This is a genomic window from Klebsiella sp. CN_Kp100 (assembly GCF_040065315.1).
Classification (GTDB): Bacteria; Pseudomonadota; Gammaproteobacteria; order Enterobacterales; family Enterobacteriaceae; genus Klebsiella; species Klebsiella oxytoca.
This window is the reverse complement of record NZ_JBEAIJ010000033.1, coordinates 32,581-55,496: the sequence shown is the minus strand read 5'-3', so window position 1 is coordinate 55,496 and position 22,916 is coordinate 32,581. Positions and strand designations below refer to the sequence as shown.

Below are 22,916 nucleotides of genomic sequence, written 5' to 3'. Positions count from 1 at the left end.
ACATCTACATAGAGAGTCACCATGAGCCATAACGACACTATCGTCGCCCAGGCAACCCCACCGGGACGCGGTGGTGTGGGCATCCTGCGCATCTCTGGCCTGAAGGCGCGCGACGTTGCGCAGGCGGTGCTGGGCAAGCTGCCGAAACCGCGCTATGCCGACTACCTGCCGTTTAAAGACAGCGACGGCAGCGCGCTGGATCAGGGTATTGCCCTGTGGTTCCCCGGCCCGAACTCCTTTACTGGTGAAGACGTGCTGGAGCTTCAGGGCCATGGCGGCCCTGTTATTCTCGACCTGCTTCTGAAACGTATTCTGACGCTTCCGGGTGTGCGCATCGCCAGGCCCGGCGAGTTCTCCGAGCGCGCGTTTTTGAACGATAAGCTCGATTTAGCCCAGGCCGAAGCGATTGCTGACCTGATCGACGCCAGCTCCGAGCAGGCGGCTCGTTCAGCGCTGAATTCGCTGCAGGGCGCATTCTCTACTCGCGTCAACCATCTGGTGGAAGCGCTGACTCACCTGCGCATCTACGTCGAAGCAGCCATTGATTTTCCGGACGAAGAGATCGACTTCCTCTCCGATGGTAAAATTGAAGCCCAGCTTAACGCGGTTATCGCCGATCTCGACGCCGTGCGCGCCGAGGCGCGCCAGGGCAGCCTGCTGCGCGAAGGGATGAAAGTGGTCATTGCCGGGCGGCCGAACGCCGGGAAATCAAGCCTGCTGAACGCGCTGGCGGGCCGGGAAGCGGCTATCGTCACCGATATTGCCGGAACCACCCGCGACGTTCTGCGCGAGCATATCCACATTGACGGTATGCCGCTGCACATCATTGATACCGCCGGCCTGCGCGATGCGAACGACGAGGTCGAGCGCATCGGCATCGAGCGTGCCTGGCAGGAGATTGAACAAGCCGACCGCGTACTGTTCATGGTCGACGGCACCACCACCGGTGCGACCGATCCGGCGGATATCTGGCCAGATTTTATCGCCCGTCTGCCGAAAAATTTGCCGATTACCGTGGTGCGCAACAAAGCGGATATTACCGGCGAAACGCTGGGGTTGAGCGAAGTAAATGACCACTCACTTGTCCGCCTTTCGGCGCGTACCGGCGAGGGCGTAGACGTGCTGCGCAATCATCTCAAACAGAGCATGGGTTTTGAGACCAATATGGAAGGCGGCTTTCTGGCGCGCCGTCGCCACCTGCAGGCGCTGTCCGATGCCGCAGAGCATCTGCAGCAGGGTAAAGCGCAGCTGCTGGGCGCCTGGGCTGGCGAGCTGCTGGCGGAAGAGCTGCGCCTGGCCCAGCAGAACCTGAGCGAAATCACCGGTGAGTTTACCTCCGACGACCTGCTGGGGCGCATTTTCTCCAGTTTCTGTATTGGTAAGTAATCTCAGTTTGTGAGCATTGACTAACCCGCCTTAACGTCCTGTTAAAGCGGGTTTATTATTTTCCCTTTACGTCTTCACGGCACAGCGCTTTCTCTATTACCCTGATCGATACCCTCGCTTTACTCGTACCGGATACCACCATGTTGAGTGATTACACCCTGATTGATACCGTGCCTTCTGCGGAAGACTTTTGCCGCCTGCGCATCATTTCTGGTATGTCCCCGCGCCCGCTGGAAGGCGCCCGCGCGGGACTGCCGCATAGCTGCTACGGCGTGCATATTCTCTATAAGGGCATGCCCGTTGGGATGGGGCGCATCGTTGGCGACGGCGCGCTGAACTTTGAAATCGTCGACGTCGCCGTTGATCCCGCTCATCAGGGAAAAGGGCTTGGTCGCCAAATCATGCAAAAAATTGTCGCCTGGCTGGATGAAAACGCGTTTAAAGGGGCATACGTCTCGCTGGTGGCGGATGTTCCCGAGCTGTACGCAAAATTTGGGTTTTCCAGCGTCAGGCCAGAAAGTGAAGGTATGGCAAAGATCTGGAAATAACGTCGCTGATAAAGAAGCATCCGGGGATACGGTATCCCGCGGATGCCAGTCGATGCGCTTAACGATTAAATAAAATCGGCAGCGCGAAAAGCGTCCAGCGCGACGCGCTTTTGCTCGCTGGTCATCGGGCGCAGCGGGCGGCGCGGATCGCCGACGTCAATACCGTGCAGCTGCATCGCCAGCTTCCCGGCCGCAACGCCGCCGTACTGAACCAGGACGCGAATAATTGCGATAACCTTATCCATACAGGCGGCAACATCCTGATGGTCTCCCCGGTTAAAGCTGTCGATCAGACGATGATAGAGCGGCGCCGCATAGTTATAAGTACTGCCAACCGCGCCGACGGCGCCGCAGGCCAGGCCTGCGGGTAAAAACTCATCCACGCCGAACGGAATATCGAACTGACGATTGTTGACGCGCAGGCAGCGCTGGAACTCATACATATCCGCGGAGTTAAACTTCATACCGGACAGGTTCGGGATTTTATCCGCTGCCGCGATCAGGAACTGCTCCATATCCAGGCTCAGACCCGACATGCCGGAGTGGTAGTAATAGAAGCCTTTTGACGGCGCGGCGGCGGCGATAATACGGCAATATTCCACCAGATCGCCGACGGTTGACGGTTTGAAGAAGCACGGTCCGATGACCGAGGTGGCAAAAATATCCAGGGTTTCAGCATGGCGGCTGAGCTCCAGCGCATCGGCGATGCTGAGAGCCCCGGTGTGTAGCGTAATGCTTAATTGTCCCTGGCTTGCCGCGACCCAGCGCTCGGCAATTTTTTTACGCTCTTCTACGGAACAGTGGATGCCTTCTCCGGTCGTCCCACAGACGTAAGCACCTTTAACGCCCTGCGCAATCAGATGCTCGGCAATCCGATCGATAACGGGGTAGTTGACTTCGCCGTTGGCATCAAAAGGCGTATGGGGGGCGGCAATAAGACCTGTTAACTTTGTCATGTAATCCTCGAATGGTGTTTTTCTTCTTAAATTAATTAATTTTGAAGTATTACTCCATCCTAGGGGCTAACGATGCCGGTTGCAACAGGTTACCGGCAGGGGGAAAAAACGGGAGTATCAGATTGTGACGAATCGCACTAAATTCGCTCTACTTGAGCATGGACAGAGCATCCATCGTTCGCAGTTTATTCGCGCGGGCGGCTTCCGGGTCTCTCTGCACCAGCAGCGTATAAATGAGATCCAGAACGAAGAGCTGCGCCGTTTTAGTGCCGATAGAGTCACCCTGCAGGCGCCCCTGTCGGTTGCCGTTAATGAGCGTAATATCAGCGACTTTACTCAATGGCGATCCGAGGTTATGCGTTAAGGCGACGGTGGTGGCTCCAGCCTGCCTTGCCAGATCGAGGGCGTGCGCGGTTTCCGGCGAATGTCCGGAGTGGCTGATGCCGATGGCGACATCGCCAACCTTGAGCAGCGCGGCCTGCATATACATAAAGTGATTATTTGTTAAGGCATCGACGCGCAGCCCGATTCGCATCAGCTTATGCTTCATCTCCTCGGCGGTCAGCCCGGAAGCGCCAACGCCAAAGATATAGGCGCAATTACAAGTATGCAGCGCCTCAACGACCCGTTCCACCTGCTCCATATCCAGCAGATTTAGCGTTTCCGAAAGCACGGTCGAGATGGCGCCCTGGAGCTTCAGGCCGATGGTGTGCGCATCGTCGGTTTTCTGAATTTCAGCCTCCAGCAGCGTGCTGTTGTCATCGCTATCGTTCATGGCCAGCTCAATGGCCAGTTCCATTTTGAAGTTCTGAAAACCTTTATAGCCCAGCTGTCGACAGAAACGGATCACCGATGCTTCGCCCGCGTTCACTTCCTCTGAGAGATCGGCAATCGAAAGCTGAGTCACCTTATGCGGGGAAGCGATCACATACTGCGCGATGCTTTTCCCGACGCGGGTCATACTGCTTTGCATCGCCCCCAGGGTATCAAGTATTTTCCCGGCTTTGACCGGCGAAGTCGGAGTCGTCATCTCTTCCCTACTGTTTACGCGATTATCAGGCGCTCATGATGGAGGACAGTTCAGCGCCAGGCAATATGGTTTTTTAAAAAACGCCGTGGTGATGCGGCTATCCCCGGCGCGGCAAAAACATATTACGTCTCATCGCGTGAGTCAGATCGCCTTTTTTCATTCCCCCTCGCCTGTGACCATGATCTTGTTCACATATCTCATGCAAAGCCCTTGTGGTGTTTAACTTCTAAAAAATACATTAATTGGAGTTTAACTTCATTCGGGTGCGCGGCACCCTGCTTTTTTTTGGCCCTACAGCATAAAAACGTTGCTCATCACAGGAGAGCATATGAGTGAAATAATAAGTACCAAACCATGGTATAAGCACCTCAATAAGTCGCAGTGGCGGGCGTTTTCCGCAGCCTGGCTGGGCTATTTACTGGATGGTTTTGATTTCGTTTTAATTGCTCTGGTGCTCACCGAAGTACAAAGCGAATTCCAGCTCACCACGGTACAGGCGGCGAGTATTATCTCGGCGGCGTTTATCTCCCGCTGGTTCGGCGGCTTGCTGCTGGGGGCGATGGGTGATCGCTATGGCCGCCGCCTCGCGATGGTCAGCAGTATTATTCTTTTCTCCGTCGGTACGCTGGCCTGCGGCTTTGCGCCCGGATACACCTCCATGTTTATCGCCCGTATGGTGATTGGAATGGGAATGGCCGGAGAGTACGGCTCCAGCGCCACCTATGTGATTGAAAGCTGGCCAAAACACTTGCGAAATAAAGCCAGCGGCTTCCTGATTTCCGGCTTTTCCGTCGGCGCTGTCGTAGCGGCGCAGGTTTACAGTCTGGTGGTCCCCTTGTGGGGCTGGCGCGCGTTGTTCTTCCTCGGTATTCTGCCGATTATTTTCGCGCTGTGGCTGCGTAAAAATATTCCGGAAACGGAAGACTGGACAGAGCGCCAGACGAAAAAAACGCCGGTGCGGACGATGGTGGATATTCTCTATCGCGGTAAATATCGCGCCATGAATATGCTGATGACGCTGGCCGCAACGGCCGCGCTCTGGTTCTGCTTCGCCGGAAACCTGCACAATCCGCTCGTGGTGATTGCGCTGGCGCTCGTCTGCACCATCATTTTCATCAGCTTTATGGTACAGAGCAGCGGAAAACGTTGGCCGACCGGCGTGATGCTGATGGTTGTCGTTCTGTTCGCCTTTCTCTACTCCTGGCCTATCCAGGCGCTGTTGCCGACCTATCTGAAAACCGAGCTGGCATACGATCCGTCGACGGTCGCGAAGGTGCTCTTCTTTAGCGGATTCGGCGCAGCCGTCGGCTGCATCGTCGGCGGTTTCCTCGGCGACTGGCTGGGCACGCGAAAAGCCTACGTTTACAGCCTGCTGGCATCGCAGGTTCTGATTATTCCGGTCTTCGCCATCGGCGGCTCCAGCCTCTGGGGTCTGGGCATCCTTCTCTTCTTCCAGCAGATGCTGGGTCAGGGGATTGCCGGGATCTTACCGAAATTGATCGGCGGCTACTTCGACACCGACCAGCGCGCTGCCGGTCTGGGTTTCACCTATAACGTAGGCGCCCTGGGCGGGGCGGCTGCGCCGGTCCTCGGCGCGCTGGTCGCACAGCACATGCATCTGGGTACGGCGCTGGGGTCGCTCTCCTTCGGACTGACGTTTGTGGTGATCCTGCTGATTGGTCTGGATATGCCGTCCCGAGTACAGCGCTGGATTCGCCCGGAAGCGCTACGTACCCATGACGCTATTGATGGTAAACCGTTCAGCGGCGCACTGGTTGGTCACGACAAAGCGAACGCTCCGCTTTGCGATAAACACTAAATTCATGCGCCCGGCTCTGTCGGGCGCAAACGGAAGTAAGGGATAGTGCTATGTCTTTATTTGATGATTTGGATAGTAACGTTAAACAATTGGGTGGCCTCATTGTCTCCTGCCAGCCGGTACCGGGTAGCCCGTTAGATAAACCTGAAATCGTCGCGGCTATGGCGCTGGCGGCGGTCAATACGGGGGCGGTCGCAGTACGAATTGAAGGCCTTAACAACCTGAAGGCGACCCGCGAGCTGATTTCAGTACCGATTATTGGCATCATCAAGCGCGATCTGCCGGACTCGCCGGTGCGCATTACGCCATTTCTGGAAGATGTAGACGCGCTGGCGCAGGCGGGGGCGGATATTATCGCCTTCGACGGTACGGATCGCCCGCGTCCGGTTGGCGTTAAGGCAATGATTGACCGAATTCATCAGCGTGGCTGCGCGGCGATGGCAGACTGCTCCAGCCTGGAGGACGGGACTGAGTGCCACAATCTTGGCGCAGACATTATCGGGACAACGATGTCCGGGTATACCACGGATGCGGTACCTACCGAACCGGATTTCCCGCTAGTGCAGGCGCTGAGCGCCAAAGGATACCGGGTCATTGCCGAAGGCCGATTTAACTCCCCGGCGCTGGCGGCGCAGGCGATAAAGCACGGCGCATGGGCGGTGACCGTCGGCTCAGCGATTACGCGTCTGGAACACATCTGCCAGTGGTACCGCGATGCGCTGACTGAGGCTGCGCTATGACCACGCTGGCAATTGATATCGGCGGCACCAAGCTTGCCGCCGCGCTGGTCGATGCTCAGCATCGCGTGCTGGAAAAACAGACGCTGTCAACGCCAGCCAGCAAAACGCCGGCGGCGCTAACGGAAGCGTTACGCGAGCTGGTTGCGCCTTTCGCAGGCCGGTCCCGGCAGGTAGCGGTCGCCTCCACGGGCATTATTGGTCACGGCGTTCTGACGGCGTTAAACCCGGATAACCTGGGCGGGCTGGCGCGGTTTCCTCTTAGGGACACGCTGGCGCAGCTAACGGGGCTGCCGTGCCTGGCGGTGAACGATGCGCAGGCGGCAGCCTGGGCCGAATATCACGCTCTGGCTGTCGATGCGAGCGAGATGGTCTTCATCACCATCTCTACCGGCGTGGGCGGCGGTATCGTCTGCCACGGTAAGCTCTTGTCCGGCAAGGAGGGGCTGGCCGGACATATCGGCCATACGCTGGCTGACCCGCACGGCCCGCGCTGCGGCTGCGGGCGTATTGGCTGCGTGGAGGCTATTGCATCCGGAAGGGGGATCGCCGCGCTGGCAACCGACGATCTGCAGGGAATGACGGCCAAAACCATTTTTGCTCTTTCGCAGAGCGGCCATTCCCAGGCGACATCCTTAGTTCACCGTTCGGCGCAAACCATCGCCCGGCTGATTGCCGATATGAAGGCCAGCTATAACTGCCAGTATGCCGTCCTGGGCGGCAGCATAGGGCTGGCGCCCGGCTATATTCCCCTGGTTGAAAGATATCTGGCGCAGGAGCCTGCGGTATATCACACCCCTATTGTAGCCGCACACTATCAGCATGATGCCGGGCTGATTGGCGCGGCGTTGTTAGCAGAGGACAAAGCATTATGATTATCGGCGATATCCATCACCCGGAATGCGCAGGACTATCACCCGTTCTGCTTGAGGCTGTGAGGCTGGCCGTTAAGGCCCAACCGCAGCAGTGTGAACCCGGGCGTTATGATTTACAGGGCGATGATATTTATATGAACGTCATGCGCTTCGCTACGCAGCCAGCGGAAAGTAAAAAAGCGGAGCTGCACGAAAAATTTATTGATATTCAGATCCTGCTGGAAGGCGAAGAAACAATCCATTATGGCGTGGTCGATAGCGCCCGGGAGTGCGAAACATGGCACCACGAGGAGGACTACCGGCTATGTTCAACCATTGCCGACCAGCAGCAGGTAGTGCTGAAGCCCGGTATGTTGGCCATTTTCTTGCCGGGAGAGCCGCATAAGCCGGGCGTGCAGGGCGCAGAGAGCGTTGAGATAAAAAAAGCGGTGATTAAAGTTAATCACGCGCTGCTGGCCTGACAAACCTTCGCCGCCCGCCAGACCCGCTGGCGGGACGGTATCCCCTGAATCAAACCCACCATACCGATTTATCCGGGCATGAAAAGTGTCTCTTGCGTCTCCCGTTTCCTCTCAGGAAAACATTGTTGTCCAAATGGCAACTCGTACTACCGCACGAACCCCACTATGCTTTACGGCAATCTTATGTGAGGGGTTCTATGGCACGCTTTCTTATCTGCAGTTTTGCGCTGGTTCTGCTTTATCCATCCGGCATCGATATGTATCTGGTCGGCCTGCCGCGCATTGCGCAGGATCTGGGGGCCAGTGAAGCGCAGCTGCACATCGCCTTTTCAGTTTACCTGGCAGGAATGGCCGCGGCGATGCTGTTTGCTGGCCGTATAGCCGACAAATCCGGCCGGAAGCCGGTGGCAATTTTCGGCGCCGTCGTTTTCCTGCTGGCCTCTCTTCTTTGCTCGCAGGCGCAGGGCAGCGCCCATTTCCTGGCCGGGCGTTTTATTCAGGGGATTGGCGCGGGCAGCTGCTACGTGGTCGCCTTTGCGGTATTGCGCGATACCCTGGACGATCGCCGCCGGGCAAAAGTGCTTTCTCTCCTTAACGGTATTACCTGCATTATTCCGGTTCTGGCCCCGGTAATCGGTCATCTGATTATGCTGAAATTCCCCTGGCAGAGCCTGTTCTATACCATGAGCGGCATGGGGGCTCTGGTGGGATTGCTGTCGATATTTGTGTTGCGGGAAACGCGACCAACATCCGTTCCGCACGCGGCAAAGCAGCAAAATATCGTCCCGGAGTCGCTGCTCAATCGCTTTTTCCTCAGCCGAATCGTGATGACTACTCTGAGCGTGACGGCTATTCTGACCTACGTTAACGTCTCACCGGTGCTGATGATGGAGGTGATGGGCTTCGATCGCGGTACCTATTCCATGACCATGGCGCTTATGGCGCTCGTGAGCATGGTGGTTTCGTTTTCGACGCCGTTTGCTCTGACGCTATTTAAACCCCGCACGCTCATGCTGACCTCACAGGCGCTGTTCTTTAGCGCGGGCGTGCTGCTGAGTCTGTCCACCAGCCAGACGGTGACGATGCTGGGGCTGGGACTGATTTGCGCAGGGTTCTCCGCAGGCTTTGGCGTGGCGATGAGTCAGGCCCTCGGGCCATTCACCCTGCGCGCTGGCGTAGCGAGTTCAGTTTTAGGGATAGCTCAGGTTTGCGGCTCTTCTCTGTGGATTTGGCTGGCGGCCATCATCGGACTCAGCGCGATGAATATGCTGATCGGGATACTTATTGCCTGTAGCATAGTGAGCATTGTTCTGATTATGGTCGCCTCTCCGGCGCGGGCCGCGCAACGCTATGAAGAAACCCCTGTCGAGTCTCGATCTTAATCTGCTGCTCTGCCTGCAGCTCTTAACTCAGGAGCTCAGCGTCACCCGCACGGCGAAACGGATGAACGTCTCGCCGTCAGCGGTAAGCAAATCGCTGGCCAAGCTGCGCGCCTGGTTTGACGATCCGCTGTTTGTCAAAACGCCTCTGGGGCTATCGCCCACGCCGCTGATGAGCAGTATGGAGCAGGATCTGGCGGACTGGATGCAGATGGGCAATCAGATCCTTGATAAGCCTCATCACACTATGCCCAGCGGGCTAAAGTTTGAGCTGGCGGCAGAGTCGCCGCTGCTGATGATCCTCCTCAATACGCTTTCGCAGCGGATTTACCAGCGCTATCCTCAGGCGCTGATCCGCCTGCGTAACTGGGATTACGATTCGCTGGATGCGATTATTCGCGGTGAAGTCGATATCGGATTTTGCGGCAGGGAAACACATCCTCGCTCCCGGGAGCAGCTTAGCCTGCTGCCCTGGTATATTGATTTTGAAATCCTGTTTACCGATCTCCCGCAGGTATGGCTGCGCGCCGATCATCCCGCGCTGAGCGAAGAGTGGAGTCTGGACACGTTCTTGCGCTATCCGCACATTAATATTTGCTGGGAACAAAGCGACACCTGGGTGCTGGACGATGTCCTGCAGGATCTGGGACATAAACGCACCGTGGCGCTGACCGTTCCGGGTTTTGAGCAGTCGTTATTTATGGCCGCCCAGCCCAATCATACGATGCTGGCCACCGCTCCGCGTTACTGCCAGCATTACAATCAGCAGCACCACCTGCCGCTGGTTTGCTTACCTCTGCCGCTGGAACCGTCGCAGCTGGAGAAAATACGCGTCCCCTTTACCCTTCTTTGGCATAAGCGCAACAGTTATAACCCGAAGATCGTCTGGCTACGTGAAACGCTCGGGCAGCTCTACGCCGAACCGCTATAGCTCCCGGTTTGCCCCCCTTTGCGCAATAAATTGTAAAATTCACGCAATTTCCCTTTTCAAGAGATGATTTCCACATTAAAACCTGGTAATTCTGAGCGATAATATCATTTGCAGTTTTTATCATTGACCATTAATCACGGAGCGAAGAATGGCAACGCATTTTGCAAGAGGGATACTCAACACCCGGGAGCCGCTATCCACACGCCTGTCAGCGGCCTGTCATCAATCCGCCAGACGCCTGCCTGAGTACCGACAAAGCCGATATCGCGCATCCCGGTCACTCCTCGCAGAACTCCTCTTTATGTTGTACGGCATCAGTGAACTCCCCGAAATTATTGACGAAGAGAATGGAAAACCGGCTTTTCGCGACGAACATCTCCCGCGTTTCTCCATCTCCTATGCCGGAAATATCGTCGGCGTTGCCTTAACCACCGAAGGCGATTGCGGCCTGGATATGGAATTGCCGCACGCTTCCCGCGCGTTACATGCATCGCACGATACGGAGCGTTATGTTTTTAACAGTAATGAGCGAATATGGATTAGCAATCAGCACGATCCTGACGAAGCGCGCGCGCAGCTTGATGCGCTACGCAAAAGCGTGATGAAGCTGACCGGCGAAACCGCCTTGAACCTGCAGCTTCTCCCGGGCTCCGGACGGTTGCGGACAAGCGGGACGCAGTCAATCGAAGCCGTCTGCGACGCCGAAACGGTGCTGGTCTGGTCTATTGCCGCCAGCCCGGATATTGGCCAGCTAAAAGTCTGGGAATATAACGCGAAAGAGGGCTGGCGCAGCCTGCCTGACGCGCAGGCCCGTGCTAAAGAACCATCCGCCCGGCTGATGCGCTTCACCAGTTTACCGGTAGAAAAAGCCTTCTCCCTCAACTGACCGGTGTTTCCGGCCATCATGATGCAAAGGAGCAATCATGTCTGATACGTTGAAAGTTGTTACGTTACTCGGAAGTCTGCGCAAAGGCTCTTTTAATGCCATGGTCGCACGTACCCTGCCCGGCATCGCGCCCGCGGGTATGGAAGTTTCCGCGTTACCGTCCATTGGCGATATTCCTCTCTATGATGCCGACGTGCAGCAGGAAGAGGGTTTCCCACAAAGCGTTCAGGATATCGCGCAGCAAATTCGTGAGGCGGATGGCGTGGTTATCGTTACGCCGGAATATAACTACTCGGTGCCCGGCGGCCTGAAAAACGCCATCGACTGGCTGTCTCGTCTCCCGGAACAACCGCTATCCGGCAAGCCGGTTCTGATCCAGACCAGTTCTATGGGGGCCATTGGCGGCGCGCGCTGCCAGTATCATCTGCGTCAGATTCTGGTATTCCTCGACGCGATGGTGATGAATAAGCCCGAGTTTATGGGCGGCGTGATTCAGAATAAAGTGGATCCGCAAGAGGGGAAAGTTGTCGATCAGAGCACGCTCGATCATCTGACCGGGCAGCTTAGCGCTTTTGCCGAGTATATTCAGCGAGTTAAGGCCTGAATAAAAAGGGATGTCACCCCGCCCTCTCCCTCGCGGAGAGGGTGTAAATGCTAAAGCCCTTTTCACAGAAAAGGGCTTACTGTTTATTTCGCGTCAATAAACACAATCTTCAGCACGAACAGCAGTGAAACTACAATAACGCACGGGCTGAGATCGCGCAGCCGGCCGGTGCCAATCTTCATCACGCAATAAGAGATAAAGCCTAAGGCAATACCTTCTGTAATGGAGAAGCTAAACGGCATCATCACGGCGGTAATAAACGCAGGAACGGATTCGGTTAAATCATCCCACTTCACGCGCGCCAGGCTGGACGTCATCAGGACGCCAACGTAAATCAGCGCGCCGGCTGCGGCATAAGGAGGGACCATGCCCGCCAGCGGCGACAGGAAGATCACCAGCAGGAACAAAATGCCCACCACCACGGCGGTTAAGCCGGTACGGCCGCCCACGGAAACCCCAGAGGAAGATTCAATATAGGCAGTGACGGAAGAGGTACCGATAAAAGACCCCGCAACGGAGGATACGCTATCGACAAACAGCGCCTGCTTCATACGCGGGAACTTGCCCTTAGCATCGGCCAGGCCGGCCTTGTCGGTTACGCCGATCAGGGTGCCGGAGGAGTCGAACAGGTTCACCAGCATAAACGAGAAGATCACTCCTGCCAGGCCAAGATTCAGCGAACCTGCCAGGTCAACATGGCCAATGACCGTCGTTACGCTCGGCGGCATGGAAACGATGCCGCTGTAGTGAACGTCACCCAGCATCCAGCCCAGCAAAGTGGTGACCACGATAGAAACCAGCACCGCCGCGTGGATGTTGCGGGAAGCCAGAATAGCAATAATAAAGAAGCCAAGAATACCCAACAGCACGCTATGAGACGTCAGGTTGCCAATACTCACCAGGGTTTCCGGGTTGGCGACGATAACGCCCGCGTTTTTCAGGCCCATCATACCGATAAACAGGCCGATACCGCTGGTGATACCAATGCGCAGGCTAACCGGAATATTCGCAATCATCCAGTAGCGCACGCGGAAAATCGTCAGCAGGAGCAGGCCAACGGCGCCCCAGAAAATCGCGCCCATCCCGACCTGCCAGGGCAAGCCCATCGCCTGTACCACGACAAAAGCAAAGAAGGCGTTTAGCCCCATCGCCGGCGCCAGGGCCACCGGAAGGTTAGCGAACAGCCCCATCATGATGCTACCGAATGCAGCAATCAGACAGGTTGTGACGAAAACGGCGCTGGTATCCATACCCGCCACGCCGAGGATCTGTGGGTTAACGAAAACGATGTACACCATCGTCAGAAAGGTGGTGAAACCTGCAATCGCTTCGGTGCGTGCCGTCGTGCCGTGTTCACGCAGTTTGAACACGCGCTCCAGCAGACCCTGGCCAGAAGACTGGCTGGTTTGTTGTTGACTCATTATCGGTTTCCGAACAAAGGAGGGAAAATTCGTCGCTATCCTATACCAAAATGCGACAATAAGGGCGGTTGTGAGATACTTTTTTTCATCGATTTTGCTTATACGGCAACGATTGCGTCTCACAAATCAGCAAGACGAAAACGTTAACTTATTAAAATGGAAACGACATGACCCAACCAGAAGCAGTATTTTTCGACTGTGACGGCACGCTGGTCGACAGCGAGGTGATCTGCTCCCGCGCCTACGTTCACATGTTCAGGGAATTCGGCATTACGCTGGATTTAGAGGAGATTTTTAAGCGCTTCAAGGGCGTAAAGCTGTACGAGATTATCGACACCATTAACGCGGAGTACGGCGTTAATCTGGATAAGGCGACCCTTGAGCCGGTGTACCGCGATGAAGTCGCCCGCCTGTTTGATACCGAACTGGAAGTCATCTCTGGCGCCCAGGCGCTACTGGACGCGGTCAGCGTGCCGATGTGCGTGGTCTCCAACGGTCCGGTGAGCAAAATGCAGCACTCTCTGGGTAAAACCGGAATGCTGCACCATTTTCCCGAGCGTCTTTACAGCGGCTATGATATTCAGCGCTGGAAGCCCGATCCGGCCCTGATGCTGCATGCCGCAAAAGCGATGAACGTTAACGTCGAAAACTGCATTCTGGTTGATGATTCCAGCGCAGGCGCGCAGTCAGGGATTGCCGCCGGAATGGAGGTGTTCTACTTCTGCGCCGATCCGCATAATAAGCCGATCGACCATCCGAAGGTGACGACCTTTACCCGCCTGGAAGAGCTACCTGAACTATGGCAAGCGCGCGGCTGGAATATAACGCGATAAACCCGGAGCGTAGCGCTATCAGGACGCGTCCCGCCTGCGCTACGCTGAAAGTGGATTACGGTTGTCTCAATTCCGCAGCCGCCGCTTTATCAGTCACTATCACCAGGGATGGATGCAGTTTCAGCACTGATGCCGGAACCCGCTCGCTGACTTCGCCTTCAATCACCTCTTGTAGCGCCCGCGCCTTTGCGGCGCCGCTGACGATAAGCAGCAGGTTTTTCGCCACCATAACGCTTTTCGGCCCCATCGTGACGTAGCTATCCGGCACCGCAGAGAAGTCGCCGCCCATTTCGCCGTGAGCGACAAGGCCCACCATATCTCCGACGATAGGGACTTCCACCGTCGCATCGTGGAAGCGCGCGGTATTCGGCAAGTTACCGCAAAAATGGCCGTCGGCGCCGAGGCCCATCACCATCAGATCGAGGCCCCCTTCTTCCTGTAATCGCTGGTCGTGATGCATAAAGTTTTCATGGCTGAGCTTGTGAATGTTCTCTTCCGGGATCTGAGCGGGAGTGAAAAACAGATTGCGCAAATTGGAAATGGTCACGCCTTCACGATCCTGTCCACGAAATGGGATCTCGTCAAAGTTGTAATAATGGACTTGAGAATAGAACGGTTTACCTTTAATCGCGGCCGTCAGATATTCATACATTTTTTTCGGCGTACTGCCTGCCGTCACCGCCAGATTCACCCTGCGCGGCGCGGTGATATAGCCCAGAACGTGATGGCTGGCGACCAGGCTCATCTCCGCATAATCTTCCGTCACGATTAATTTCATATTGTCTCCCTCAAGGTATTGAAGATAAGGAGCCAGCAAACTGGCCCCTTAATTTTATTTGAACAACTTCTGAACGAACTCGGCGTAGGCCGGGCGCCAGACGTCCATTTCATGGTTGAGGCCCGGATACTCATGGTAATCAAAGTTGATTTTCTGCTTCTCCAGCTCCGCTTTCAGGCCGGCGATATCTTTACCGGTGACCACGTCTTTCTCACCCACGACGACGGTAAAGTTACGCAGCTGCTTGTTGATCGCCTGCGGCTGGTTTAACTGTGCTTCAACGCCGGCATCCGGTACCGTCGTTGTCGTTACGCCGCTGAAGGTTGCCAGCCAGCCGAAGCTCTCCAGATGGTTCATTCCGGAGACCAACGCCTGATAACCACCCTGCGACAGCCCGGCAAGCGCCCGGCCATCCGCGTCTTTACGCACGTTAAAGCGCTCATCAATCAGCGGAATAATATCGTTCATCAGCTCTTTATCAGCCGCTTTCGCATTCAGCGGATAGAAGGTTTTACGCCGCTCCTGCGGCGGGAAGTTTTCCGCAACCGCTTCAGGAATATCGGTTTCGGTATCCGGCACCACTACCAGCATGGGCTTGATTTTGCCTTCCGCCAGCAGGTTATCCATGATTTGCGGGATACGTCCCTGATCGATAGCCGACAGGCCGCTGTCGCCAAAACCGTGATAGAAGTAGAGCACCGGCAGCGGCTCGCCGCTACCGGTATAGCCTGGCGGCGTCCACACGTAGGCGCGACGCTCAGAATCCAGGGCCTTTGAGTGATAGGTCAGAGTTCGTAGCTCGCCGTGAGCCACCGCGCGATCGTCAAGAATGCTGCCGGGAACCAGAATCAGGCTGGTATTCACCTGTCGCTGCGGTTTTTGATAGCGGCTACCGGTATCGACAGAACGGAATCCGTCGACATCGAAATAATATTCGTAAAGGTTCGGGGTCATCGCTTCGCTTTTCCATGTCCAGATCCCCTGCTCGTCTTTGGTCATATCATGGGAGACGAAGGTATCCGGCGTTGCCCCCGTTACCACGGATACCCGTTTTGCATCCGGGGCAAACAGGCGGAAGGTAATGCTCTTATCGCCGTTAACCTGGGTAATATACTGGCTGACCGGGATCGCCGCGCTCGGGGTGGCCGGGAATGGCGCGGCATGAGCGGTAAACGCAGCGCCTGCCAGCGCCAGAGCGAAGTAAATAGCATGTCGTTTCATCGATATTCCTCTTGAGAATTTGTCCTGACCGGAACCAGCCTTACCACCAGATTTCAGCCTGGGCGCCTACGGCAAACTGGTCGTTCTTACCGTCTTCAAAAATGCTGCGAGTATTGCTGTTGGCTGCCTTATCCAGGTCGATATCCTGCGCTTTAATATAAGTCGCATAGAAACGAATTTCCGGGCGGGAGGTCAGCATACTGGTATTCACTTTAAAGGTATGGAACAGGGTGGTTTTGTAGCCGGATTCGTTATATTTCTTGCCGGTGATATCTTTGTTCTGCTGCTTGAAATAGCCCAGCTCAACGCCGGTCTGGTTATATTTATCCCAAATCCAGGCCGGGCGCACGACGGCGCGAATAGACTCAAAATCAGAGTGCGCGCCGGTCTCGTAGCTGTAGACATCATTACCAAAAGAGTAAACGATGGCGTTCGCCAGAATGATGTCATCACTCAAATAGGTTTCTCCCTGAGAGGTCAAACGAACGGCGGTGCCGTTGGTGTGATCGCCATAGTATCTGCCGTTAAAGGTGGTATACGGGCTGGATCCCGCGTAGCGCGAGAAGCTGCTGGCGATGGAGTTATTTGCCAGCAGGAAGGAAAATTCGTTAAATCCGCCGTTATCAAACTTCTGCGTTAACGACGTTCCCGCCATCCAGGTATCTTTCCATTCATAATATCCATTATTACCTTCATTATATTTCTCAGATGAGCTCTGATTGGCCGCGACATAACGACCGCTGACCATCAGTGATGCTTTATCCCAAAGAGGGATCTCTTTATAACGAATATCAATAGTATTGGTGTTAATTTGCTGGCTTTTGGTCAACGTGCGGTTGTAGTCATCGACGTCCTCGCGCACCAGCGCGATATCAAATTTACCCGCGCCCACTTTCCAGTTTTCAAGACCAATGCCTGCTGCGGCATCGGTTCTCTGCGTTTTCCAGTCCAGCATCTGGATTTCAATTTTCGGCGCGCCGTGCTTACCTACCCAGAAATCCGCCTCCGGCGCGAATGGCAGGAAACCTTTGGTATTTACGTACATATCAGAGAACTGCATATAGTTCTCGCCGCCAGCGTTATCGCCAAACCAGCCGGAGGAATACTGCTGCCCGACGTTACCGTCAAGCATCACGATGGCATCAACCCGCTTATTGTCTTCCTGATAGACCCGCTGCTTAAGCTGTAAATCAAACCAGCCAGAGTATTCATTACCGAAGCGACCGAGCGAGCCAATCGCCCAGGACTTTGGTGAACCATGAGATGCGGTCCCCCAGCCGGAACGGTAATAGCCGTTATAGCTGAAGCCAATTTCATCCTTCACAAACTTGCTGAAATCCTTCATTGTCATCGAGCTATAAATGGACTCGCCATTCGCCGCGGGCTGTTCGTTTTTCACCAGAACCGCGGCTGGTTTTTCTGCGCCGCCGGCCGGTGCGGGAGCGCTGGCAACCTGCGTAGAAGCACGTTGTGTGTTGGTGCCGGACTGCGTATTGGCGATCCAGATTTGATTTCTGGCTTTCTCTTCATCTTTATATTTTTTAAGTTCGGACTGCGTATCTTTAAGCGCCTTTTCCAGAAGCTCAAGGCGCTGTTCGACCGTTAGCGATTCCGCCAGAGCATGCGTCGAATAAGCGAGCGGCGCCATAATAAGTATGGCAGATGTAATCAGATTTTTTTTAAACATAAGTTCCCTTTATATAAACATGAGTGCAATTGAATATCGCGAAAAAATAACAACCTGCGTGAAGGCATGGTGTATTCTCAGACATCCTTGCATCGCATAAAAAAACCTGAAGAAAACTCCCTGTATAAAACAGAGGCGATTTTCTTCAGGTTTTGCCCGCACGGCGGTAACAATCCCATTCATTTACTGCGGGTGGATTATTTGGCAAAAAAAAACCTGACATCACCCGGTTAACGGTGATGTCAGGTTTTGCCTGCTTACGCAGTAACAACCCAGCGTATTTATTCGGGCCCTGTAACGACAAGTCACCCGATTAATGAACCACATTGTTACGCTATAAAAATCAAACCACAATTGGCGAAATTATTATTTGTGATGAAAATCGCATCAATTTTTGCGAATAAAAAAATAGCCACTGTATTAATCATAACTAATTCTGATATATCCTTATATCAGAATTAGTCTCTGTGATTCATTACTCTTTAGGATCTTTTCCCGCCAGCAGTTTATCCAGTTCGTCGCCGCCAACGTGACGGAAATCCTGACCTTTAACGAAGTAGAAAATATATTCGCAGATATTCTGGCAGCGGTCGCCAATACGCTCAATCGAGCGGGCGCAGAACAGCGCGGTCAGGACGCTGGGAATAGTGCGCGAATCTTCCATCATATAGGTCATCAGCTGGCGCACGATGCCTTCATATTCCTGGTCGACTTTCTTATCTTCACGATAAATCCGCACCGCTTCATCAAGGTCCATACGGGCAAAAGCATCCAGCACATCGTGCAGCATCTGCACGGTATGGCGCCCCAGCGATTCCAGACTCACCAGCAGCGGCTGGTGCTGCTGGGAGAACTTTTCCAGCGCTGTGCGGCAGATTTTATCCGCAACGTCACCGATACGTTCCAGTTCGGCGATGGTTTTGATAATCGCCATCACCAGGCGCAGGTCGCTGGCGGTCGGCTGACGCTTGGCGATGATGCGCACGCAGGCTTCATCGATCGCCACTTCCATCATATTGACCTGCTTATCGCCGTCGATAACGCGCTTTGCCAGTTCGCTGTCCTGGTTATGCATTGCGGTGATAGCATCAGAAAGCTGCTGCTCCACCAGCCCACCCATGGTCATGACCTGGGTGCGGATGTACTCCAGTTCGGCATTGAACTGGCCGGAAATATGTTTATTAAGATTTAGGTTATCCATGGTATCTCCTGATTGCCCAATAGGTTAGAGCCTGAAAGCAGAAGGGCAATCAACCGTAGCGGCCAGTAATATAATCTTCAGTTTGCTTCTTAGCGGGCTTGGTAAACAGATCGTCCGTGTTGCTGAATTCAATCAGCTCGCCAAGATACATAAACGCCGTATGGTCGGAGCAACGCGCGGCCTGCTGCATGTTGTGGGTCACGATAACGACGGTGTAATCCTGTTTCAGTTCGGTGATCAGCTCTTCAATACGCCCGGTAGAGATCGGGTCCAGCGCCGAACAGGGCTCATCCAGCAGCAGCACTTCCGGACGAATAGCGATACCGCGCGCGATACACAGACGCTGCTGCTGACCGCCGGAGAGAGAATATCCGCTCTGATGCAGTTTATCTTTGGTTTCATTCCATAATGCGGCTTTGGTCAAAGCCCACTGCACTCGCTCGTCCATATCCGCGCGGGAGAGTTTCTCGAACAGACGCACGCCAAAGGCGATATTGTCATAGATAGACATCGGGAACGGCGTCGGCTTCTGGAATACCATGCCGACTTTGGCACGCAGCAGCGCGATATCCTGGGTATTGGTCAGAATATTATCGCCATCCAGCAGAATTTCACCTTCTGCACGCTGCTCCGGGTACAGCTCAAACATTTTGTTGAACGTACGCAGCAGCGTGGATTTACCGCAGCCTGACGGACCGATAAACGCCGTCACCTGGTTTTTTGTGATATCCAGGTTGATGTTTTTCAGGGCATGGAATTTTCCGTAGTAGAAGTTCAGGTTACGAACTGAAAGCTTACCCGGGGTCGTATTCACCATACTCATCTCGTTCTTTTCCTCGTTCGGCGCCGCGTTTCGCCGCGCCGCAAAAATTAACCGTGTTTATTCTTCGCGAAAATAACGCGCGCCAGAATGTTCAGCAGCAATACGCACAGGGTGATAATCAATACCCCGGCCCATGCCAGTTGCTGCCACTCCGCAAAGGGACTCATGGCAAATTTGAAAATCGTTACCGGCAGGTTAGCGATCGGCTGCATCATGTCGGTGCTCCAGAACTGATTGGAGAGCGCGGTGAACAGCAGCGGCGCCGTTTCCCCGGCGATACGGGCAATGGCCAGCAGGATACCGGTCATAATGCCGGAGACCGATGCTTTCAGGGTGATCGCAGAAATCATTCGCCACTTTGGCGTACCGAGCGCATAGGCCGCTTCGCGCAGGCTATCCGGCACCAGCTTCAGCATATTTTCAGTAGTACGAATCACGATAGGCACCTGCAGCAGCGCCAGCGCAATCACGCCCGCCCAGCCGGAAAAGTGCTGCATTTGCGCAACGACGATGGTGTATACAAACAGACCGACCACAATCGACGGCGCGGAAAGCAGGATGTCGTTAATAAAACGAATGACTTCAGCCAGCCAGGATTTACGGCCATATTCCGCCAGATAAATCCCCGCCAGAATGCCCAGAGGGGTACCGATAACCGTCGACCACAGGATCAACAATCCGCTACCTGCCAGGGCGTTCGCCAGACCGCCGCCCGCCGTATTAGGCGGCGGCGTCATTTCGGTAAACAGCGCCAGGCTCATGCCGTCGATGCCGCGAGTGACGGTGGACATCAGGATCCAGATAAGCCAGAACAGGCCAAACGCCATGGTCGCCATCGATAGCGTCAGGGCGAGGCGGTTTTTCATGCGGCGTTTCGCCTGCATTTTGCGACGGGATTCCGCCAGCTCTGCGGTGGTTTGTAATTCAATCGTCGCCATTAGCGTGCCCCCTCGTTCTTAGCCAGGCGCATGATCATAAACTTTGATGCGGCCAGAACAATAAAGGTGATAACGAACAGAATCAGACCCAGTTCCATCAAGGCTGCAACGTGCAGTCCGGTTTCCGCTTCGGCAAACTCATTCGCCAGCGCGGAGGTGATGCTGTTACCTGGCATATACAGCGAAGCGCTATCGAGCTGGTAGGTGTTGCCGATAATAAAGGTTACCGCCATGGTTTCCCCCAGCGCGCGCCCCAGTCCGAGCATCACCCCGCCAATCACGCCGTTTTTGGTAAAGGGCAGAACGATACGCCAGATAACTTCCCATGTTGTACAACCGATACCGTATGCGGACTCTTTCATCATTACCGGCGTCTGTTCAAAAACGTCACGCATAACGGCAGCGATGTAAGGAATGATCATGATGGCCAGAATGACGCCGGCCGCCAGAATGCCGATACCAAACGCCGGACCCGCAAAGAGCGCGCCAACGAACGGAATGGTCGACAAAACGTTGCCAACCGGCTCCTGAAAGTAAGTCGCAAACAGTGGAGCGAAAATAAACAGACCCCACATGCCGTAAACGATACTGGGGATGGCGGCCAGCAGTTCAATAGCGATACCCAGCGGGCGCTTCAGCCAGGCGGGTGAAAGTTCCGTCAGGAACAGCGCGATACCGAAGCTCACCGGTACGGCGATCAGCAGCGCGATAAATGAGGTGACCAGCGTCCCGTAAATGGGCACCAGGGCGCCGAAAATCTGGTTTGGCGCATCCCACTCTTTGGTCCACAGAAAGGCAAAGCCAAATTTCTCAATGCTTGGCCAGGACGAGATGATAAGGGAGACGATGATGCCGCCAAGCATCAATAGCACAATCAGCGCCGCCAGTTTTACCAGCACGCTGAAAATTATGTCACCCTTTTTCCCCGGAGGGTTAAATGCCGGCTTGGTTGCAGCCATACGTTACTCTTCAGTTTCGGGCCAGAAAAAATCGTAGTTTACTGATCTTTCTGGCAAAGGTAATGCCATACCCTAAATAATTCGAGCTGCAGGCAGGTAGCAAGCTTGTTCACCCTGGTCACATAGCGTATCTATGCTCCCGGGATGAACAAGCGCTGCCATCGTCCCTGTAACTCGACGTAAGACGGGTATTAGTACAGCGCTTTACCGCTGCTGTCCTTTACGTTGGTCTTCCATGCTGCGCGAACTTGCTCAACCACGCTATCCGGCAGGGTGGCATAATCCAGCGCATTAGCTTCTTTACCGCCGTTCTTATACGCCCAGTCGAAGAACTTCAGCACTTCAGCGGTTTGCTCTGGCTTGTTGGAAGCCTTGTGAACCAGGATGAAGGTGGTAGAAGTGATCGGCCAGGCATTGTCGCCTTTCTGGTTAGTCAGATCCTGTGCAAAGGATTTGCTCCAGTCGATTTCTTTCGCCGCGTTAGCGAAGTTGTCTTCCGTCGGGCTCACCGGCTTGCCATCGGCAGACAGCAGTTTGGTATAAGCAAGGTTGTTCTGTTTCGCGTAGGCATATTCTACGTAGCCGATTGAGCCCGGCAGACGCTGAACGAACGCGGCGATGCCGTCGTTGCCTTTACCGCCCAGCCCGGTCGGCCAGTTAACGGTTGAACCCGCGCCGACTTTAGATTTCCACTCTTCGTTCACCTTCGCCAGGTAGCTGGTGAAAACGAAGGAGGTGCCGGAGCCATCCGCACGGCGAACAACCGCGATGTTCTGAGAAGGCAGCTTCATACCTGGGTTGAGCTTAGCAATCGCTTCGTCATCCCATTTTTTGATTTTGCCCAGGTAGATATCACCCAGCGTTTTACCGTCAAGCACCAGCTCGCCTGATTTCACGCCAGGCAGGTTGATCGCCAGCACCACGCCGCCGATCACGGTCGGGAACTGGAACAGACCTTCCTGAGCCAGTTTGTCGTCAGCCAGAGGGGCATCAGAGGCGCCGAAATCTACGGTGTTGGCCGTAATTTGTTTTACGCCGCCAGAGGAGCCGATACCCTGGTAATTGATTTTATTACCCGTTTCCTTGTTATAGGTATCTGCCCATTTGGCATACACCGGCGCGGGGAAAGTTGCGCCAGCGCCAGTCAGGCTTGCTGCTGCAAAAACAGAGAAAGCACTCATCGATAAGGTCGCGGCGACAACTGTTGCGACGGTGGTACGCATAACGTTCATAATGTCTCCTGCTGGATTCGTAAACCATTGTTTCGAAGCTATGGTGAGCAAAATAGGACAAACAGGTGACAGTAAAATGTACGAATTATTACAGTTTTATGACAAGCCAAAAGGCGGGATTTTACGATAAATAAAAACAATACAAATCATATTGTTAATAAAGATAATGAGGAAAATATTGCCGAAAAATTTTATTTTTATGACGGCAAAA

Annotated in this window: 22 protein-coding genes; 11 read left to right on the top strand and 11 right to left on the bottom strand. The window is 54.6% G+C overall.

Going from position 1 to position 22,916, the window contains the following annotated elements; all coding sequences use genetic code 11:
• Positions 1-21 precede the first annotated feature (21 nt).
• Both mnmE and ABLV12_RS11710 read left to right on the top strand, forming a co-directional pair.
• On the top strand, positions 22-1,386 hold the full coding sequence (mnmE, locus tag ABLV12_RS11715; RefSeq protein WP_004107214.1) for a tRNA uridine-5-carboxymethylaminomethyl(34) synthesis GTPase MnmE: 1,365 nt from the start codon (positions 22-24) through the stop codon (positions 1,384-1,386).
• A gap of 140 nt (positions 1,387-1,526) precedes the next feature.
• Positions 1,527-1,934, top strand: coding sequence for a GNAT family N-acetyltransferase (locus ABLV12_RS11710; RefSeq protein WP_064398807.1), 408 nt, complete (start codon positions 1,527-1,529; stop codon positions 1,932-1,934).
• A 65-nt stretch (positions 1,935-1,999) separates the two neighbouring features.
• On the opposite strand, the gene ABLV12_RS11705 is transcribed toward ABLV12_RS11710, so the two are convergent.
• Positions 2,000-2,890, bottom strand: coding sequence for a dihydrodipicolinate synthase family protein (locus tag ABLV12_RS11705; protein WP_160887315.1), 891 nt, complete (start codon positions 2,888-2,890; stop codon positions 2,000-2,002).
• Positions 2,891-3,038: 148 nt separating this feature from the next.
• Positions 3,039-3,920, bottom strand: coding sequence for a MurR/RpiR family transcriptional regulator (locus tag ABLV12_RS11700; RefSeq protein ID WP_004107217.1), 882 nt, complete (start codon positions 3,918-3,920; stop codon positions 3,039-3,041).
• 328 nt (positions 3,921-4,248) lie between these two features.
• On the opposite strand from ABLV12_RS11700, the gene ABLV12_RS11695 reads away from it, so the two are divergent.
• The 8 genes from ABLV12_RS11695 (at position 4,249) to ABLV12_RS11660 (ending at position 11,612) form a co-directional block, all read left to right on the top strand.
• Positions 4,249-5,739 (top strand): MFS transporter, encoded by a 1,491-nt coding sequence (locus tag ABLV12_RS11695; RefSeq protein ID WP_004107218.1) that lies wholly within the window; start codon positions 4,249-4,251, stop codon positions 5,737-5,739.
• Between the two features lie 50 nt (positions 5,740-5,789).
• Positions 5,790-6,479 carry an N-acetylmannosamine-6-phosphate 2-epimerase gene (locus ABLV12_RS11690; protein ID WP_004107219.1) on the top strand — a complete coding sequence of 230 codons (690 nt, stop codon included), beginning with the start codon at positions 5,790-5,792 and terminating at the stop codon, positions 6,477-6,479.
• Positions 6,476-7,351: an N-acetylmannosamine kinase gene (locus ABLV12_RS11685; RefSeq protein WP_160887317.1), complete on the top strand. Its 876-nt coding sequence runs from the start codon at positions 6,476-6,478 to the stop codon at positions 7,349-7,351. Before ABLV12_RS11690 ends, ABLV12_RS11685 begins: the two co-directional genes overlap by 4 nt.
• The gene (gene nanQ / locus ABLV12_RS11680; protein WP_064398803.1) at positions 7,348-7,812 is read left to right on the top strand and encodes an N-acetylneuraminate anomerase; all 465 of its coding nucleotides are present in this window, start codon (positions 7,348-7,350) and stop codon (positions 7,810-7,812) included. Before ABLV12_RS11685 ends, nanQ begins: the two co-directional genes overlap by 4 nt.
• 197 nt (positions 7,813-8,009) lie before the next feature.
• The gene (locus tag ABLV12_RS11675) at positions 8,010-9,194 is read left to right on the top strand and encodes an MFS transporter (protein ID WP_004107222.1); all 1,185 of its coding nucleotides are present in this window, start codon (positions 8,010-8,012) and stop codon (positions 9,192-9,194) included.
• Positions 9,163-10,122 (top strand): HTH-type transcriptional regulator YidZ, encoded by a 960-nt coding sequence (yidZ, locus tag ABLV12_RS11670; RefSeq protein WP_348867051.1) that lies wholly within the window; start codon positions 9,163-9,165, stop codon positions 10,120-10,122. The genes ABLV12_RS11675 and yidZ overlap by 32 nt, the downstream gene beginning before the upstream one ends.
• A 148-nt stretch (positions 10,123-10,270) precedes the next feature.
• Positions 10,271-11,008, top strand: a complete 738-nt coding sequence (locus tag ABLV12_RS11665; RefSeq protein ID WP_004116718.1) for a hypothetical protein — start codon at positions 10,271-10,273, stop codon at positions 11,006-11,008.
• A 37-nt stretch (positions 11,009-11,045) separates the two neighbouring features.
• A complete protein-coding gene (locus ABLV12_RS11660; protein WP_064398799.1) occupies positions 11,046-11,612 on the top strand; it encodes an NADPH-dependent FMN reductase in 567 nt (188 codons plus the stop codon).
• A gap of 83 nt (positions 11,613-11,695) precedes the next feature.
• On the opposite strand, the gene adeP is transcribed toward ABLV12_RS11660, so the two are convergent.
• Positions 11,696-13,033 (bottom strand): adenine permease AdeP, encoded by a 1,338-nt coding sequence (gene adeP / locus ABLV12_RS11655; protein ID WP_004116723.1) that lies wholly within the window; start codon positions 13,031-13,033, stop codon positions 11,696-11,698.
• Positions 13,034-13,200: 167 nt separating this feature from the next.
• Here adeP and yieH point away from each other — a divergent pair, with 167 nt between their 5' ends.
• Entirely contained in the window at positions 13,201-13,866 is a 666-nt protein-coding gene (gene yieH / locus ABLV12_RS11650) for a 6-phosphogluconate phosphatase (RefSeq protein WP_064344047.1), read from the top strand.
• 55 nt (positions 13,867-13,921) lie between these two features.
• Here the strand turns inward: yieH and ABLV12_RS11645 are convergent, their stop codons facing one another.
• From ABLV12_RS11645 to pstS, 8 genes are all read right to left on the bottom strand, one after another.
• Positions 13,922-14,644, bottom strand: a complete 723-nt coding sequence (locus ABLV12_RS11645; RefSeq protein WP_348867050.1) for a glucosamine-6-phosphate deaminase — start codon at positions 14,642-14,644, stop codon at positions 13,922-13,924.
• Between the two features lie 54 nt (positions 14,645-14,698).
• Positions 14,699-15,871, bottom strand: a complete 1,173-nt coding sequence (locus ABLV12_RS11640; protein ID WP_348867061.1) for an alpha/beta hydrolase-fold protein — start codon at positions 15,869-15,871, stop codon at positions 14,699-14,701.
• 34 nt (positions 15,872-15,905) lie between these two features.
• Positions 15,906-17,552, bottom strand: a complete 1,647-nt coding sequence (locus tag ABLV12_RS11635) for a carbohydrate porin (protein WP_004107248.1) — start codon at positions 17,550-17,552, stop codon at positions 15,906-15,908.
• A 475-nt stretch (positions 17,553-18,027) separates the two neighbouring features.
• Complete coding sequence (phoU, locus tag ABLV12_RS11630; RefSeq protein WP_004107251.1) at positions 18,028-18,753, bottom strand: phosphate signaling complex protein PhoU; 726 nt, start codon at positions 18,751-18,753, stop codon at positions 18,028-18,030.
• A 49-nt stretch (positions 18,754-18,802) separates the two neighbouring features.
• A complete protein-coding gene (gene pstB / locus ABLV12_RS11625) occupies positions 18,803-19,576 on the bottom strand; it encodes a phosphate ABC transporter ATP-binding protein PstB (RefSeq protein WP_004107254.1) in 774 nt (257 codons plus the stop codon).
• A gap of 47 nt (positions 19,577-19,623) precedes the next feature.
• Positions 19,624-20,514 carry a phosphate ABC transporter permease PstA gene (pstA, locus tag ABLV12_RS11620; protein ID WP_004107257.1) on the bottom strand — a complete coding sequence of 297 codons (891 nt, stop codon included), beginning with the start codon at positions 20,512-20,514 and terminating at the stop codon, positions 19,624-19,626.
• Positions 20,514-21,473 carry a phosphate ABC transporter permease PstC gene (gene pstC, locus ABLV12_RS11615; RefSeq protein ID WP_004107261.1) on the bottom strand — a complete coding sequence of 320 codons (960 nt, stop codon included), beginning with the start codon at positions 21,471-21,473 and terminating at the stop codon, positions 20,514-20,516. The genes pstA and pstC overlap by 1 nt, the downstream gene beginning before the upstream one ends.
• Positions 21,474-21,664: 191 nt before the next feature.
• Entirely contained in the window at positions 21,665-22,705 is a 1,041-nt protein-coding gene (pstS, locus tag ABLV12_RS11610; protein ID WP_004107263.1) for a phosphate ABC transporter substrate-binding protein PstS, read from the bottom strand.
• Between the last annotated feature and the right edge of the window lie 211 nt (positions 22,706-22,916).

Excerpts from the sequence above, each read along its gene's own strand:
- yidZ (WP_348867051.1), top strand. The coding sequence starts at position 9,163 with ATGAAGAAACCCCTGTCGAGTCTCGATCTTAATCTGCTGCTCTGCCTG.
- ABLV12_RS11635 (WP_004107248.1), bottom strand. The coding sequence starts at position 17,552 with ATGTTTAAAAAAAATCTGATTACATCTGCCATACTTATTATGGCGCCG.
- pstA (WP_004107257.1), bottom strand. The coding sequence starts at position 20,514 with ATGGCGACGATTGAATTACAAACCACCGCAGAGCTGGCGGAATCCCGT.
- ABLV12_RS11675 (WP_004107222.1), top strand. The coding sequence starts at position 8,010 with ATGGCACGCTTTCTTATCTGCAGTTTTGCGCTGGTTCTGCTTTATCCA.
- pstS (WP_004107263.1), bottom strand. The coding sequence starts at position 22,705 with ATGAACGTTATGCGTACCACCGTCGCAACAGTTGTCGCCGCGACCTTA.
- mnmE (WP_004107214.1), top strand. The coding sequence starts at position 22 with ATGAGCCATAACGACACTATCGTCGCCCAGGCAACCCCACCGGGACGC.
- ABLV12_RS11690 (WP_004107219.1), top strand. The coding sequence starts at position 5,790 with ATGTCTTTATTTGATGATTTGGATAGTAACGTTAAACAATTGGGTGGC.
- adeP (WP_004116723.1), bottom strand. The coding sequence starts at position 13,033 with ATGAGTCAACAACAAACCAGCCAGTCTTCTGGCCAGGGTCTGCTGGAG.
- pstC (WP_004107261.1), bottom strand. The coding sequence starts at position 21,473 with ATGGCTGCAACCAAGCCGGCATTTAACCCTCCGGGGAAAAAGGGTGAC.
- ABLV12_RS11645 (WP_348867050.1), bottom strand. The coding sequence starts at position 14,644 with ATGAAATTAATCGTGACGGAAGATTATGCGGAGATGAGCCTGGTCGCC.
- ABLV12_RS11695 (WP_004107218.1), top strand. The coding sequence starts at position 4,249 with ATGAGTGAAATAATAAGTACCAAACCATGGTATAAGCACCTCAATAAG.
- nanQ (WP_064398803.1), top strand. The coding sequence starts at position 7,348 with ATGATTATCGGCGATATCCATCACCCGGAATGCGCAGGACTATCACCC.
- ABLV12_RS11660 (WP_064398799.1), top strand. The coding sequence starts at position 11,046 with ATGTCTGATACGTTGAAAGTTGTTACGTTACTCGGAAGTCTGCGCAAA.
- ABLV12_RS11710 (WP_064398807.1), top strand. The coding sequence starts at position 1,527 with ATGTTGAGTGATTACACCCTGATTGATACCGTGCCTTCTGCGGAAGAC.
- yieH (WP_064344047.1), top strand. The coding sequence starts at position 13,201 with ATGACCCAACCAGAAGCAGTATTTTTCGACTGTGACGGCACGCTGGTC.
- ABLV12_RS11700 (WP_004107217.1), bottom strand. The coding sequence starts at position 3,920 with ATGACGACTCCGACTTCGCCGGTCAAAGCCGGGAAAATACTTGATACC.
- ABLV12_RS11665 (WP_004116718.1), top strand. The coding sequence starts at position 10,271 with ATGGCAACGCATTTTGCAAGAGGGATACTCAACACCCGGGAGCCGCTA.
- pstB (WP_004107254.1), bottom strand. The coding sequence starts at position 19,576 with ATGAGTATGGTGAATACGACCCCGGGTAAGCTTTCAGTTCGTAACCTG.
- phoU (WP_004107251.1), bottom strand. The coding sequence starts at position 18,753 with ATGGATAACCTAAATCTTAATAAACATATTTCCGGCCAGTTCAATGCC.
- ABLV12_RS11705 (WP_160887315.1), bottom strand. The coding sequence starts at position 2,890 with ATGACAAAGTTAACAGGTCTTATTGCCGCCCCCCATACGCCTTTTGAT.
- ABLV12_RS11685 (WP_160887317.1), top strand. The coding sequence starts at position 6,476 with ATGACCACGCTGGCAATTGATATCGGCGGCACCAAGCTTGCCGCCGCG.